The 15,384-nt window shown below is 73.8% G+C and carries 12 protein-coding genes; 7 read left to right on the top strand and 5 right to left on the bottom strand.

The features are described 5' to 3' along the window. The 7 genes from narH (at nt 1) to ACFYXE_RS03430 (ending at nt 8,789) form a co-directional block, all read left to right on the top strand. Nucleotides 1–1,536, top strand: a complete 1,536-nt coding sequence (gene narH, locus ACFYXE_RS03460; RefSeq protein WP_389308400.1) for a nitrate reductase subunit beta — start codon at nt 1–3, stop codon at nt 1,534–1,536. Further along, nucleotides 1,533–2,156 carry a nitrate reductase molybdenum cofactor assembly chaperone gene (gene narJ / locus ACFYXE_RS03455; RefSeq protein ID WP_361172420.1) on the top strand — a complete coding sequence of 208 codons (624 nt, stop codon included), beginning with the start codon at nt 1,533–1,535 and terminating at the stop codon, nt 2,154–2,156. Before narH ends, narJ begins: the two co-directional genes overlap by 4 nt. Further along, nucleotides 2,156–2,878 carry a respiratory nitrate reductase subunit gamma gene (gene narI / locus ACFYXE_RS03450; RefSeq protein ID WP_389308397.1) on the top strand — a complete coding sequence of 241 codons (723 nt, stop codon included), beginning with the start codon at nt 2,156–2,158 and terminating at the stop codon, nt 2,876–2,878. Before narJ ends, narI begins: the two co-directional genes overlap by 1 nt. Next, entirely contained in the window at nt 2,875–4,095 is a 1,221-nt protein-coding gene (locus ACFYXE_RS03445) for a TIGR04053 family radical SAM/SPASM domain-containing protein (RefSeq protein ID WP_389308395.1), read from the top strand. Before narI ends, ACFYXE_RS03445 begins: the two co-directional genes overlap by 4 nt. Then, a complete protein-coding gene (hemG, locus tag ACFYXE_RS03440) occupies nt 4,092–5,516 on the top strand; it encodes a protoporphyrinogen oxidase (protein WP_389308393.1) in 1,425 nt (474 codons plus the stop codon). The genes ACFYXE_RS03445 and hemG overlap by 4 nt, the downstream gene beginning before the upstream one ends. A gap of 58 nt (nt 5,517–5,574) precedes the next feature. Next, nucleotides 5,575–7,125, top strand: a complete 1,551-nt coding sequence (locus ACFYXE_RS03435; RefSeq protein ID WP_389308390.1) for an alpha/beta hydrolase — start codon at nt 5,575–5,577, stop codon at nt 7,123–7,125. A gap of 95 nt (nt 7,126–7,220) precedes the next feature. Beyond that, nucleotides 7,221–8,789 (top strand): alpha/beta hydrolase, encoded by a 1,569-nt coding sequence (locus ACFYXE_RS03430; RefSeq protein WP_389308388.1) that lies wholly within the window; start codon nt 7,221–7,223, stop codon nt 8,787–8,789. Between the two features lie 132 nt (nt 8,790–8,921). Here the strand turns inward: ACFYXE_RS03430 and moeZ are convergent, their stop codons facing one another. From moeZ to ACFYXE_RS03405, 5 genes are all read right to left on the bottom strand, one after another. Beyond that, complete coding sequence (moeZ, locus tag ACFYXE_RS03425; protein ID WP_389308386.1) at nt 8,922–10,100, bottom strand: adenylyltransferase/sulfurtransferase MoeZ; 1,179 nt, start codon at nt 10,098–10,100, stop codon at nt 8,922–8,924. 63 nt (nt 10,101–10,163) lie between these two features. After that, entirely contained in the window at nt 10,164–10,913 is a 750-nt protein-coding gene (locus ACFYXE_RS03420; protein WP_389308384.1) for a spherulation-specific family 4 protein, read from the bottom strand. Next, complete coding sequence (locus ACFYXE_RS03415; protein WP_361172397.1) at nt 10,901–11,857, bottom strand: NAD-dependent epimerase/dehydratase family protein; 957 nt, start codon at nt 11,855–11,857, stop codon at nt 10,901–10,903. Before ACFYXE_RS03415 ends, ACFYXE_RS03420 begins: the two co-directional genes overlap by 13 nt. Nucleotides 11,858–12,005: 148 nt before the next feature. Further along, entirely contained in the window at nt 12,006–13,502 is a 1,497-nt protein-coding gene (locus ACFYXE_RS03410) for a hypothetical protein (protein WP_389308381.1), read from the bottom strand. After that, nucleotides 13,499–15,331 carry a DUF3492 domain-containing protein gene (locus ACFYXE_RS03405; protein ID WP_389308379.1) on the bottom strand — a complete coding sequence of 611 codons (1,833 nt, stop codon included), beginning with the start codon at nt 15,329–15,331 and terminating at the stop codon, nt 13,499–13,501. The genes ACFYXE_RS03410 and ACFYXE_RS03405 overlap by 4 nt, the downstream gene beginning before the upstream one ends. Nucleotides 15,332–15,384 lie beyond the last annotated feature (53 nt).

Here is a 15,384-nt window from a genome sequence, read left to right as displayed (position 1 = left end):
ATGCGCGTGATGGCCCAGATAGCCATGGTCATGAACCTGGACAAGTGCATCGGCTGCCACACCTGTTCGGTCACCTGCAAGCAGGCGTGGACGAACCGCAAGGGCACCGAGTACGTCTGGTTCAACAACGTCGAGACGCTCCCCGGACAGGGCTACCCGCGCCGCTGGGAGGACCAGGAGCGGTGGAAGGGCGGCTGGGAGCGGACCAGGTCCGGCAGGCTCCGGCTGCGGGCCGGCGGGCGCCTCAAGCGGCTCGGGCAGATCTTCGCCAACCCCGAGCTGCCGGAGCTCTCGGACTACTACCAGCCGTGGACGTACGAGTACAAGAACCTCACCGACGCCCCGGCCGGTGACGACATGCCGGTCGCCAAGCCGGTCTCGCAGGTCACGGGCGAGCCCATCGGCACCATCGAGTGGGGTCCCAACTGGGACGACAACCTCGGCGGCGCCCCGGAGCACGGGCCCAAGGACCCCCTGGTGGAGAAGCTCCGCGACGAGGTCGGCGAGAAGATCCGCTTCGAGTTCGAGCAGAGCTTCATGTTCTACCTGCCGCGCGTCTGCGAGCACTGCCTCAACCCCGCGTGCGTCTCCTCGTGCCCCTCCGGGGCGATGTACAAGCGCGAGGAGGACGGCATCGTCCTGGTCGACCAGGACCAGTGCCGCGGCTGGCGGATGTGCGTCACCGGCTGCCCGTACAAGAAGGTCTACTTCAACCACTCCACCGGCAAGGCGGAGAAGTGCACCTTCTGCTTCCCGCGCGTGGAGGCCGGGATGCCGACCATCTGCTCGGAGACCTGCGTCGGGCGGATGCGCTACCTGGGCGTGATGCTGTACGACGCCGACAAGGTCACCGAGGCCGCCTCCGTGGAGGACGAACAGGACCTCTACCCGGCGCAGTTGGAGTGCTTCCTTGACCCGCACGACCCGGCGGTCGCGGCCGCCGCCCGCGCGTCCGGCATCACCGACGAGTGGCTCGACGCGGCCCGCCGCTCCCCCGTGTACGACCTGATCAGGACGTACCAGGTGGCGCTGCCGCTGCACCCGGAGTACCGCACGATGCCGATGGTCTGGTACGTGCCTCCGCTGTCCCCGGTGGTCGAGGCGGTCGCCGCCGCGGGCCGGGACGGGGAGGACGCCGGCAACCTCTTCGGAGCGATCGACTCGCTGCGCATCCCCGTCGAGTACCTGGCCGAACTCCTCACCGCGGGCGACGCGTTCGCGGTCGACGCGGTCCTGCGCAGGATGGCCGCGATGCGCTCCTACATGCGGGGCATCAACCTCGGCGGCGAGGGCGACGAGTCCGTCGCCCGGGCGGTCGGACTGACCGGCGAGGAGCTCCAGGACATGTTCCGGCTGCTCGCCATCGCCAAGTACGAGGACCGGTACGTGATCCCGACGGCCGCCCGCGCCGACGCGGACGCCCTCTCCGAGAGCCACCCGCTCGCGGACGACGCCCTGCGGGAGGGCTGCCCCGTCGGCTACGCGGGGGCCGGCACCAAGCCGCTCCTCAACATCGGCCGGAGGAAGAGCGCATGACCCCCGAAGCTGTCGTACGCCTGGTCGCCGGGCGGCTCCTGCAGTACCCCGACGAGCGGCTCTACGCGGACCTGGACGACCTCCACGAGGCGACCGAGCACCCGCTGCTGCGCGCATTCGTCGCCCACGCGCGCGAGCAGCGCCCGCTGGACCTCGCCGCGCACTACACGCACGTCTTCGACACCCGCAACCGCCGCTGCCTGTACCTGACCTGGTGGACGGACGGCGACACCCGCAACCGCGGCCTGTCCCTGGTGCGCGTCAAGCGCGTGTACCGGGAGCACGGCCTGGAGTTCGCCTCCCGGGAACTGCCGGACTTCCTGCCGGTGCTGCTGGAGTTCGCCGCCCGCGAGGAGGAGGCGGGCACCGCCCTCCTGGAGGAGCACCGGGCCGGGCTCGAACTGCTGCGGCTCGCCGTCACCGAGGCGGGCACCCCCTACGCGCGCGTGCTCGAAGCGGTCTGCGGGACGCTGCCCGGCCCCTCCCCGCGGACCCGCGCCGAGGCGAAGGCGCTCGCCCGCAGCGGACCGCCCCGCGAGAGCGTCGGACTCGAACCCTTCGGCCCCGGAGTGGACCTCCCCTGGCCCACCGTCACCGCCCAGGAAAGGACCCCGGCGTAATGGACCTCCTCCTGTGGGGCGTCATGCCCTACGTCGCCGTCACCCTCCTGATCGCGGGTCTGGTCTGGCGGGCCCGCTACGACCGGTTCGGGTGGACCACGCACTCCTCGCAGCTCCAGGAGTCCCGGCTGCTGCGCATCGGCTCGCCGCTCTTCCACTTCGGCATGGTCTTCGTGGTGCTCGGCCACGTCGTGGGGCTGCTGATCCCCGACAGCTGGACCGACGCGGTGGGCGTCAGCGACCACACGTACCACCTGATGGCCGTCTCCACCGGCGCCGTCGCGGGCCTCGCCGCGGCCGCCGGCATCGGCATCCTGGTCTACCGGCGCCTGCGGGTGCCCGCCGTCCGCAAGGCCACCCTGCGCAGCGACCACCTGATGTACACGGTGCTGCTCGGCGCGATGCTGCTCGGCCTGATCGCCACCGTCCTGAACTCCACCGGAGCGGTCGACTACAACTACCGTGAGGGCATCTCCGTCTGGTTCCGCAGCCTGTTCACGCTCCGGCCCGACTACCGGCTGATGGGCGCGGCGCCCCTCGCCTTCCAGCTGCACATCGTCTTCGGCTTCGCGCTGTTCGCGCTGATCCCCTTCTCGCGGCTCGCGCACATCGTCAGCGCCCCCTTCAAGTACCTCTTCCGGCCCTACGTGGTCTACCGCCGCAGGGACCCGGAGCAGCTCGCGAGCCGGGAGCCGGAGCGCGGCTGGGAGCGGGTGTCGTGAGCCGGGTCGTGCGACGGCCCCGGCACGACGTCGGCGAGCGCCCCTTCATCGTCATCTGGGAGGCCACGCGCGCGTGCCCGCTGGCCTGCCTGCACTGCCGGGCCGAGGCGCAGCCCGCCCGCGACCCGGGCGAGCTGGACGGCGCGGACGCCCGCCGCCTCATGGACCAGATCGCCGCCTTCGGCAGGCCGAGCCCGCTGTTCGTCATCACCGGCGGCGACCCCTTCCAGCGGGCCGACCTGACCGACCTCGTCGCGTACGGCACGTCGCTCGGCCTGCGCGTCGCCGTCTCCCCCTCGGGCACGCCGACGCTGGACCGGGCCAACCTGACGGCGGTGCGCGACGCGGGCGCCATCGCCCTCTCGCTGAGCCTGGACGGATCCACGGCCGAGCGGCACGACGCCTTCCGGGGTGTGGACGGCGTCTTCGAGTGGACCCTTCAGGGCTGGCGCACCGCACGCGAACTCGGCCTGAAGGTGCAGGTCAACACGACCGTCACCCGCAACAGCCTGGAGGACCTCGCGGACATCGCGGCCCTGGTGCGGCGCGAGGGCGCGATGCTGTGGAGCGGCTTCGTGCTGGTACCGACGGGCCGCGGCGAACAGCTCTCCGCGCTGACCGCCGACGAGGTCGAGGACGTCCTGCACTTCCTGTACGACACGGGCGCGGTCATGGCCACCAAGACGACCGAGGGCCACCACTTCCGGCGGGTCGCACTCCAGCGGACCATCCTGGACCGACGCGGCGAGACGCCCGCGACGGGCCCCCTGTACGCGCGCCTGACGGCACGCGCGCGTGCGCTCGGGCTGCACGACGGGGAGCGGCGCGCGGTGCGCAGGCCGCCCATGGACGTCGGCTCGGGGCGCGGCTTCGTCTTCGTCTCGCACACCGGCGAGGTCCACCCCAGCGGCTTCCTGCCGCTGTCCGCGGGCAATGTGAAGCACCATCCGCTCCTCGACATCTACCGCGGCTCCGCGCTGTTCACCACGCTGCGCGAGCCCGCACTGCTCGGCGGCGCCTGCGGGCGCTGCGAGTTCAACACCGTGTGCGGCGGCTCCCGTTCGCGCGCGTACGGGGCGACGGGGCGGGTGCTCGCAGCCGACCCCTGGTGCGCGTACGAGCCCGGGAGCTTCCCGTACCAGGACGAATTGCGGGAGCTGCTCGCGCAGGCGGCCACACCGGCCCGCGGGCCCCGCAGGGAAGCGAGCACGGCATGACGCGTTCAGTGATCGTCGTCGGCGGCGGCATCAGCGGTCTGACCGCCGCCTGGCGGCTGCGCGGGACGGTGGAGGTGACCGTCCTGGAGGGCGCGCCCCGCATCGGCGGCAAGCTGCGCACCGGCACCCTCGCGGGCGTCCCGGTCGACGAGGGCGCCGAGTCCCTGATGGCGCTGCGCCCCGAGGCGGTGCGGCTCGCGCAGGAGGTCGGGCTCGGCGACGCGCTGTGCGACCCGGCGCCCGCGCCCACCACCCTGTGGTCGGACGGCGCGCTGCGCCCGCTGCCGGCCGGTCACGTCATGGGCATCCCCACCGACCCCGGCGCGCTCGCGGGCACCGGGTTGCTGTCCGAGGAGGGGACGGCCCGGCTGCGCCACGAGGACACGCTGCCCGCCGAGCCGCTGACCGACGACGTCACGGTGGCCGAGTACCTCGGCGGGCGGATCGGGCAGGAGGCCGTGGACCGGCTCGTGGAGCCGCTGCTGGGCGGGGTCTACGCGGGCCGCCCCGACCGGCTCTCGCTGCGGGCCGCGCTGCCGCGCGTCGCGGCGGTCGCCGAGCGGGGCGAGCCGCTGCTGGCGGCGCTGCGCGCGATGCGGGCGCCGCAGCGGGCCGCCCGGCCCCGGGTCGTGCCGGTCCAGGGCCTGCGGGGCGGCACCGGCCGCCTGCCGCGCGCCGTCGCCGACGCGAGCGGGGCGCGGGTGCTCACCGGCACGCGCGCGCGGGAGCTGCAGCTCACCCCCGGGGGCCGGTGGCGGGTGCTCGCCGTCACCGGCGACGGGCCGCTCCTCCTGGAGGCGGACGCGGTGATCCTCGCCGTGCCCGCCTACGAGGCCGCCGAGCTGCTGCGGCCGCACGCACCGCTCGCCGACGCCGACCTCGGCGCGATCCAGCACGCGAGCACGGCCGTGGTGACCATGGCGTTCCCGCGCACGAAGGCGCTGACCAGGGCGCAGGGCCACGGCCCCGGCCACGGTCACGGGGACGAGCTGCCCGAGGGCAACGGCTTCCTCGTGCCCGCGGTCGACGGGCGCACCCTGAAGGCGGCCACCTTCCTCAGCAACAAGTGGCGCTGGCAGGGCGAGGCCGCACCCGACCTCTTCGTGCTGCGCACCTCGGTCGGCCGGGTCGCCGAGGAGCACCGGCTCGCGGTGCCCGACCGCCATCTGGTGCGTGCCTCCGTCATCGAGCTGCATCAGGCGCTCGGCTCCATCGGCGAGCCCGTCGCGGCCCGCGTCACCCGCTGGGAGCGGGGCCTTCCGCAGTACGGCGTCGGCCATCTGGAGCGCATCGGGCGGGTCCGCGAGGCCGTCGACAAGCTGCCGGGGCTCGCGCTGTGCGGCGCGGCGTACGAGGGCGTGGGCGTCGCCGCGTGCGTGGCGACGGGGACGGCGGCCGCCCGGCGGATCGCCGAGGGCTGACTCACCCACACGGACCGCGCCCCGAGCGCCCCGTCAGGACCCCCCGCAGGATGGGCACATGCCCACACAGTCCCAGCCGCGCGCCACCGCGCTGGCCGCCGCCACCCTGCTCCTGTCCGCCACGCTCGCGGCGTGCGGCGGCAGCGACGACTCCAAGGACGAGGATCTGTCGGCTCAGAAGCTGAGCTGGAAGGACTGCCCCGCGCCCGACGCCGCGGAGGGCGGCGGCAGCGCCCCGTCGCCGCTGCCGGGCGGCGCCGAGTGGCAGTGCGCCACCATGAAGGCGCCCCTCGACTGGTCGAAGCCGAAGGGCGACACGATCGACATCGCGTTGATCAAGGCGGACACGAGCGGCGACAAGGCCGACCGCATCGGCTCCCTCGTCTTCAACTTCGGCGGTCCCGGCGGCTCGGGCGTCACCACGCTGCCCGCCTTCGGCGAGGACTACACCAAGCTGCGCACCCGCTACGACCTGGTGAGCTTCGACCCGCGCGGGGTCGGCCGCAGCGCCGGCATCATGTGCGAGGACGACGAGCAGCTCGACGAGTACTTCCAGCAGGACTCCACGCCGGACGACGAGGCCGAGCGCAAGAAGCTCGTCGAGAACGTGAAGGGCTTCAACAGCGGCTGCGAGAAGAACGCGGGCAAGACGCTCCCGCACGTGCGCACCACCGACGCGGCCCGCGACATGGACCTCATGCGTCAGGTCCTCGGCGACGACAAGCTGCACTACTTCGGCATCTCCTACGGCACCGAACTCGGCGGCGTCTACGCACACTTGTTCCCCAAGAAGGTGGGGCGGGCCGTCTTCGACGCGGTCGTCGACCCCACCGAGACCGCCGAGCAGGGCTCGCTCGGACAGGCGAAGGGCTTCCAGCTCGCCCTGGACAACTTCGCGAAGGACTGCGCGTCCCAGGTCGAGGACTGCCCGGTCGGCGACACCGCGCAGGACGTCAAGGACCGGATCGCGAAGCTCCTGAAGGACCTGGACGCGAAGCCCATCCCCGGCCTCCCGCCGCGCGAGCTGACCCAGACCGCCGCCACCAACGGCATCGCGCAGTCGCTGTACTCCAAGGACTTCTGGCCCTACCTCACCCAGGGCCTGGAAGAGGCCTACGACGGCGACGGCAAGATCCTGATGTCGCTCTCCGACTCGATGAACGGGCGCAACGAGGACGGCGAGTACAGCAACATCCAGTCCGCCAACGTCTCGATCAACTGCGCGGACGACAAGGCGCGGTACACCCCGCAGTACGTCGACGAGAAGCTCCCCGCCTTCCGCGAGGCCTCACCGCTGTTCGGCGACTACCTGGCGTGGGGCATGGTCAGCTGCACCGACTGGGCGGTCGAGGGGCAGGCCGACCACCCCGACGTGAGCGCGGCGGGCGCCCCGCCCATCGTCGTCATCGGCAACACCGGCGACCCGGCGACCCCCTACGAGGGCGCACGCAAGATGGCGCGGGCGCTCGGCAAGGGCGTCGGCGTCGAGCTGACGTACAAGGGTCAGGGGCACGGGGCGTACGACAGCAAGAACAGGTGCGTCCGCGATGCCGTGAACGGCTATCTGCTGCGGGGCACGGTGCCCGAGGCCGGCACGGTCTGCTCCTGACCCGTCCGCCCGTGCCCACCGGGGGCGGGGCCCCGCCGTCGTCACAGGCCCCGCCTACTATGGCCTGACTGTCTTCCGAGGGGGGAAGCGACTCCATGCAGCGCTTCGTACGGTCCGCGGCCCTGGCCGCCGCGGGAGTGCTTGTGGCGGGCCTCGCCACCGGCTGCGGCTCGTCCGACGAGGGGGACGGGAGCGACGGCAAGGGTCCCTCGGCGACCGCGCCCGAGCCGCGGCCCGAGCCGGACGCCTCCTCGACCCTGCCCGCCGCGCTCACCACGCAGAAGCTGGACTGGGGCCGCTGCAAGGCCCCCGAGGGCGGCAGCACGCCGGGCGCCGAGTGGCAGTGCTCGGCGCTGAAGGTCCCGCTGGACTACGCGAAGCCGGACGGCGAGACGATCAAGATCGCCCTGATCCGCGCCAGGAGCACCGGCGAGGGCGACCGGATCGGCTCCCTCCTGTTCAACTTCGGCGGCCCCGGCGGCTCGGGCGTCTCCGGTCTCCCCTCCTTCGCCGACTCCTACGACGCCCTGCGCGAGCGCTACGACCTGGTGAGCTTCGACCCGCGCGGGGTCGCGGGGAGCGAGGGCGTGCGCTGCCGGGACGACGAGGCGACACAGGCCGCCGAGGAGAAGGTCGACCTCACGCCGGACACCCCGGCCGAGGAGAAGGCGTACTTCCAGGACGCCGCGGAGTTCGGCGCGGGCTGCGCGCGCACCGCGAAGAAGCTCATCGAGCACGTCTCGACGGTCGAGGCCGCCCGGGACATGGACGTCCTGCGCCAGGTCCTCGGCGACACCAAGCTGCACTACTTCGGCGTCTCGTACGGCACCGAGCTGGGCGGCACGTACGCCCACCTGTTCCCGCGGCGCGTCGGGCGCCTCGTGTTCGACGCGGTCGTCGACCCGAGCGCGGACTCCATCGGCCACGCGGAGAACCAGGCGCGGGGCTTCCAGCGCGCCCTGGACAACTACTTCAGGTCCCGCGGCCAGGACCCGGAGGCCGGGTCGGCGAAGATAGCGAAGCTGTTCGAGCGTCTGGACGCGAAGCCGATGCGCACCTCGGGCGACCGGAAGCTGACCGAGTCCCTCGCGAGCACCGGCATCCTCGTCACCCTCTACAGCAAGCAGACCTGGCCCGCGCTGACCCGCGGCCTGGCGGACGCCGAGAAGGGCGACGGCTCGGCGCTGCTGCAGCTCGCCGACGCCTACAACGAACGCGACCCCTCCGGCCACTACAGCACGCAGAGCCACTCGCAGCGGGCGATCTCCTGCCTCGACGCGAAGGCGCGGACCTCGCCGGAGAGCGCGAAGAAGCGCCTGGACCGCTTCCGGGACCTGTCACCGGTCTTCGGCACGTTCCTCGGCTGGGACACGGCGGGCTGGTGCCACCAGTGGCCGGTGGCGGGCCTGCACGACTCCCCCGAGGTCAGCGCGCCCGGCGCCGACCCGATCCTGGTCGTCGGCAACACCGGCGACCCGGCCACTCCCTACGAGGGCGCCCGCAAGATGGCGGACGAGCTCGGCAAGGACGTCGGCGTCCACCTGACCTGGAAGGGCGAGGGCCACGGCGCGTACGGCAACGGCAGCGACTGCGTGGACGGCGCCATCAACACCTACCTGCTGAAGGGCACCCCCCCGAAAAACAACAAAACCTGCACCTCCTGATCCCCCACCCTCCCGGCTCACTGTTCAGCCCGTCCGGCGTTTGAGGACGAGCCCTCAAGGCGATACAACGGCACACAAAGGGGGGCCCGCACCAAAAGGTACGGACCCCCGTGAAACCGTCCAGGCCTACGCCTAGTAGACCGGCTTGTCGGGCTCGATCTGGTTGACCCACCCGATCACGCCGCCGCCCACGTGCACCGCGTCGGCGAAGCCCGCGGACTTGAGCACGGCGAGGACTTCCGCACTGCGGACACCCGTCTTGCAGTGCAGGACGATCTTCTTGTCCTGCGGGAGGTCCTGGAGGGCGGTGCCCATCAGGAACTCGTTCTTCGGGATCAGCTTGGCGCCGGGGATCGAGACGATCTCGTACTCGTTGACCTCGCGGACGTCGATGATCTCGATCTTCTCGTCGGCGTCGATCCACTCCTTGAGCTGCCGGGGAGTGATCGTCGAGCCGGCCGCCGCCTCCTGGGCCTCCTCGGACACGACGCCGCAGAAGGCCTCGTAGTCGATGAGCTCGGTGACGGTGGGGTTCTCGCCGCAGACCGCGCAGTCGGGGTCCTTGCGGACCTTGACCTGGCGGTACTGCATCTCCAGGGCGTCGTAGATCATCAGGCGGCCGACCAGCGGGTCGCCCGTGCCCGTGAGGACCTTGATGGCCTCGGTGACCTGGATGGAGCCGATCGACGCGCACAGCACGCCGAGCACGCCGCCCTCCGCGCAGGAGGGGACCATGCCGGGCGGCGGGGGCTCCGGGTAGAGGCAGCGGTAGCACGGACCGTGCTCGCTCCAGAAGACGGACGCCTGCCCGTCGAAGCGGTAGATCGAACCCCACACGTACGGCTTGTTGAGCAGCACGCACGCGTCGTTGACCAGGTAGCGGGTCGCGAAGTTGTCCGTGCCGTCGACGATCAGGTCGTACTGGCTGAAGATGTCCATCACGTTCTCGGCCTCGAGCCGCTCTTCGTGGAGGATCACGTTCACGTACGGGTTGATGCCGAGGACCGAGTCCTTCGCGGACGCCGCCTTGGAGCGGCCGATGTCCGCCTGGCTGTGGATGATCTGGCGCTGCAGGTTGGACTCGTCGACCTCGTCGAACTCGACGATGCCGAGCGTGCCGACACCGGCCGCGGCCAGGTACATCAGGGCCGGCGACCCGAGGCCGCCGGCGCCCACGCAGAGCACCTTGGCGTTCTTCAGCCGCTTCTGCCCGTCCATCCCGACATCCGGGATGATCAGGTGGCGGGAGTACCTGCGGACCTCGTCGACGGTGAGCTCAGATGCGGGCTCGACCAGGGGTGGCAGCGACACGGGGACTCCGTTGGTCGGTTCCTACGTACGGTTGTTCTCCCCGTAACACTGCCACGCCCTTCTTCATTCCGAGACACCTGTTCCGATACGCGAGACGATTTCGTCCCAGTAACCGGGCATGGCCTCCCAGGGCTCCCCGTGACCGCCGCCGTCGACCCGGTCCGTGAAGTAGATCGTCGACGCGCCCTGCCAGCGGGCGATGCGCAGCGCCTCGTCCAGGTGGCCGAGCGGCATCCCGTGCACGAAGTGACAGAAGCGCTCCGGCGGGTAGTCGGCGGTCCACTCGGCCACCTGCGACCAGCGGTAGTCGCTCCACGGGCCCGCGAAGGTCACCAACTGGTCGCCCGTCTCGGCGTATCCGGGGTACGGGTGGGTGCCGTGGCCGAGCACGATGTGGGCGTCGTCGACGAGCGCGCGCAGCGTCGTGACCGTCCTGCGCACCTCCGGGAGGGCGGCCCGCTCGGTGGGGCAGCGGTCCAGCGAGAAGCCGTCGACCCGGTACCAGTCGAGGTAGCGGTGCGCGTCGGAGACGAGCTCCCCGAAGGAGCGGGCGCCGTACGTCAGGTCGAGGTGGCCGAGCACGCGGACGCCCGCGTTCCGCAGGCGGCCCGCCGCCTCCAGACAGTGCGGGTCGGGCCGTTGCCCCGGGCCGTTCGCGACATTCAGGACAACCCACTTCAAAGGGGTGCCCGGTCGGGTCAGTTCGGCCCATTCGACGGGGGCGACGAGTGGGTGGGCGAAGCCGGGGATGCCGAAGCCGATGCGTACCTCGGTGCTCGCGGCACCCCCTGCGGTCCTGGTCAGATGCGGCATGCGGCCTCCATCCAGATGTCGGCGAGCGACTCCTCGAGGTTGATCCGGGGCCGCCAGCCGAGCCGGTCGCGGGCGGTGCGCACGTCGGCCTGCTGCCAGCTGCCGCAGCCGTCCGGGTAGGGGTAGGCGGCGGCCGGCATGCCGTGGTCGGACTCGCCGCGGGGGTGGCCGATGGTGGCCCGCACGGGCACCTGGTCGAGCTCGTGCAGCGCGCCCCCGTACCCCGCGACGCGGGCCAGGACCGCGGCGGCGTCCCGCAGGCGCACGGCGCGGCCCGCGCCGATGTTCACGATGCCCTGGGCCGCGGAGAGCGAGGCGGCGTGCACGGCGCGCGCCACGTCGCGCACGTCGACGAAGTCCCGCTGCACGCCGAGCCCGCCGAGCTTGAGCTCGCCGTCCCCGGCCTGCATGGCGCGCCGCATGGCCTCCGCGAGCCGGCCGAGCGGCGATCCGGCGGGCGTGCCGGGCCCGGCGGGCGAGAACACCCGCAGGACGACGGCGTCCAGGCCGGAGCCGAGCACCAGCTCGGTGGCCGCCAGCTTGCTGACGCCGTAGGGGCCGCCGGGGCGCGGCACCGCGTCCTCGGCGGTGGAGGAGCCCGGCTGGCTCGGGCCGTACTCGGCGCCGCAGCCCAGCTGGACGAGGCGCGCGCCGCAGCCGCTGCGGCGCAGGGCCTCGCAGATGGTGGCGACGGCGACGGTGTTGTGCCGGGTCAGCTCGCGGGCCCCGCCCCGGGTGGCCCCGGCGCAGTTGATGACGACGCCCGGGTGCACGGCGTCCAGGAAGCGGGTGAGCGCGCCGGGGCTGCCGCTGGCGAGGTCGAACCGTACGTCCGAGTCGTCGCCGCGGCCGAGCGCGGTGAGCTGCACGGCCGGGTCGGCGAGCAGCCGGTCGGCGACGAACCTGCCGAGGTATCCGTTGGCTCCGATCAGCAGCACCCTCATCGGGCGCCTCCCGGGGTGGCCGCTCGGTGGCGGAGACGGCTGCGGGTGGTCATCTGTCTTTCTCCTTCGGGAAGTTGCCGTGATGCACGGGATGAGGCCCGCGGTGTCGGCCCCGCGGGAGAGTGGGCGTAGGGCTCCGGCGCGCGGCTCACGGCGCCTCGCGGGCACATGCGTGGGCCGAGGCCAAGGTCAGGGTCCTGGCCGCGTGGGCGAGGAGGACGAGGGCCGCGCTGCCGCACGCGAGGGCCGGTACGGCACCGGGCCCCCAGGCGTCGACGGCGGCCGTGACGGGCGCGCCGAGCAGGTCGCAGCCGGGCAGTCGGCCGGCGAACACGAGGGCCAGTGCGGCCACTTCACCGGCGCCCGCGGCGCCGAGCAGCAGGGCGGGGGCGCGGGTGAAGCCGTAGGCGCCGAGCAGGCGTGCGAGCAGCAGGAGCTCGCCGAGCGCGGCGGCGCCGACGGGGGCCCGGGCGCCGCCGCCCGTACCACCGGCGAGGTCGCCGCCCGCGCCGCCGAGCAGCGCGTGCGTCGCCGTGAGCAGCGCGCCGAGCGCGGCCAGGAACAGCGCGAACACGCCGAGCAGCAACGGCCGTACGGAGGAGGCGAAGTCGTCGAGGCCGCGGCTGGCGGCGAGCCTGCTCCCGGCCCGTACGGCGAACAGGCGGGCGCACCAGGTCGCGGGCGCGACGGCAAGGGCGAGGCCGAGGAGCGGGGCGAGGGCCGGGTCCCAGAGGTCCGCGGGCGCGTCGGGGCCGCCGGAGACGGCGCCGCTCAGCAGCGCGTCGCCGAGCAGGGCGTACGCGAGGAGCCAGCACGCCCACGCGCGCGTGGCGGGCATCGGGTGGGTGACGTGGCGCAGGGGGCCCTTGCGCAGGGCGACGCGCAGGGCCACGGCGACGGCGAGCACGCCGACGGGCACGATCCCGTAGCGGGCGTCGCCCTCGGGGCCGAGGCCGAGCGCGGTCACGGCGGCCGCGCAGACCGCGCCGGGCAGCAGGGCGAACAGCGCCCAGCCGGGCGGGGCTTGGGGCACGTCACGTATGCCGCTGCCGGCGCGCCCGGCCGCACGTATCCCGGCGGGCTCGTCGGCGGGGGCGGTGCGCCCCGCGTCGTCGCCACCGCGCGGCACGCGCGCGTACATCTCCTCGGCGAGCGCGAACACGTCCCGGTGCCGGAACCGCGCGGCCGCCCGGTCGGTGACCCCGTGCGCCTCGAGCCCCGCGGCGATCTCCAGCGGATCGACGGCCCGCGCGCACAGCTCGCGATGACGGTGCATGAGCGCCTTCACGGGGTCGGCGGCACCGCGCCTCGGCGGCTTGGCGCGGGGGGCGGAGGCGGGAGCGGAAACGTGCCCCCCGAAGGGGCGAACGGATTCGCCGGAGCCGAAGGCCTCCGGGCCACCCGGCTCCCCCGTCGCCCCCGTCGCCCCCGAAGCGGATTCGCCGAAGGCCGGGACGGAGTGGGCGGTCACGGGCGCCGGGGCACCGCTCCCCGGCAGATCCGGTGCCAGGCCGCCGCCACTCGGCAGATCCGGGGTCAGCGCCACGTCCCCGAGCAGTTCCTCGGAGCGGGAGTCCCAGCCGCTCGCGCTCTCCGGGGCCTGTGGCGCGTCCACCGCGCCGGCCCCGCCTTCGTGCCGTCTCATACGGCGGCCCCCTTCAACTGCTTGCGCACGTCGATCCCTTGGGGCCGCGGACCGGCCCCGTCCGTCCCGCCGCCCGCCTCGTCCGGCGCGGCCCAGCTCGGCAGCCCGGCGCCCTCGGCCGCCGGCTCCGCCCCGGCCGCGGGCGGTCCCACCGCGACCGTCCAGCGCCCGGGCACGTGCGCCTCCGCCGGGTGGGCGAACGGCACCGGTTCGCCCGCCTCGTCCACCGCGTCCCGGCGTACGGGGCAGTGCGAGACGATCTCCAGGTAGATGCCGCGGAAGGCGGCGGTGTTCTGCTCGACGGTGAAGAGTTCGAGGGCGCGGGCCCGAGCCGCCGCGCCCAGGCGCGCACAGCGCTCGGGGTCGCGCAGGAGCGCCACGCACGCCTCCGCGAGCGCCCGCGGATTGCGCGGGGGCACGACGAGCCCGGTACCGCCGATGACCTCCACCACCGCGCCGACGTCCGTCGAGACGGTCGCGCGCCCGCAGAACATGGCCTCGACCAGGCTGATCGGAAAACCCTCGACGACGCTGGACAGGACGACCACGCCCCCGGCGGCGTACGCGTCGGCGAGGTCGGGCACGTCGGGCCCGCCGATCTCCTCGAAGGAGACGGGGTTGTCGCCGACCGCGTGCACGCCGTCCGCCTCGTCGGGGAAGAGCTGCGCGGCGAGGGAACGGCAGTGCGCGAGGTACGCCAGGGACTCGGCCCCCTCGGCCGGGGCACCGACGATCCGCAGCCGCGCGCCCGGCACCCGCCCGCGGATCTCCGCGAAGGCGTGGAGCAGCGAGATCAGGTCCTTGGCGGGCTCGATGCGACCGACCCACAGGAGGGTGCGGGGGTCGGCCGCGGCCCCGTCGTACCCCTCCTCGCCGATGCGCGCGAAGCGCCCCGACTCCATGCCCGGGTAGACCGTGCGCAGCCTGTCGCGGTCGGCGCCGCAGCGCTCCTGCCAGCGCCGGGCGTGGGTGTTGCCGGGGGTGATCACCGTGGCCCCGCGGTAGACCTCGGCGGCGAGGAGGCCGTGGAAGGACGCGAGCAGCGCGCGCGCCGGCGCGCTCAGGTCCCCCTCGCCCGCGGCGAGGTAGTGCGCCCGCAGCTGCACGCCGTACTCGGTGACGAGCAGCGGCACCCCGGCGAAGTGCCGGGCCAGCAGTCCCGGCAGAGCCGCGGGCCCGCCGGAGGTGGCGTGGCACAGGTCGACGGCGCCGAGCCCGTCGGCCGTGTACCAGTCGAGGGAGAGCGGGCGCAGCGCCCGCTCCATCAGGCCCGCGGCGGCGAGCAGGTCGGGGACGCGCGCGGTGCGGGCGGCGCGCAGGGCGCCGGGCGCGCGACAGGCGCGCTCCAGGGCGCGCACGGCGGTTTCGGAGCGCAGGGCCGCGACCAGTCCGCCTTCGTCGCGGGCGAGTTCGGCGAGCCCGTACAGAGCGTTGCTGAAACGGTCCGCCACCTCGGCGGGGCGGGGCCGCGCGCCGCCCGTGTCCCCTTCGGCGCCCGCGGCGGCGGCGCCGGCCCCGCCCGCACAGACGGCCTGCGCAAGATCCCCGAGGCAGTCGGCGAACCGGCGCCGGGCCCGCCGCCCGCGCCCGCCGCGCGGCCCCGCGGCGCAGAGCGCGTCGTCGTCGACGGTCCACAGCGGCGCCGTGCGCACCCGGCCGACCTGGGGCGGCAGGGCGACCCAGCCCTGGGCCTCCTGCCGCTCGCTGCGGCTGAGGGCGTAGACGTCGAACTCGTGCTGCCCGAGCCCGCGCACGAGCCGGTCGCACCAGAGCCTGGCCTCACCGCTCACGTACGGATAGCCACCCTCCGTCAGCAGTCCGACGCGCACGAGCGCACCCCCGATCTCCCGTCTGGGGAGCCGCCGTTGGGCCGGCGGCTCGC

This window comes from Streptomyces sp. NPDC002564, assembly GCF_042889645.1.
GTDB lineage: Bacteria > Actinomycetota > Actinomycetes > Streptomycetales > Streptomycetaceae > Streptomyces.
This window is presented reverse-complemented; position numbering and strand designations above follow the sequence as displayed.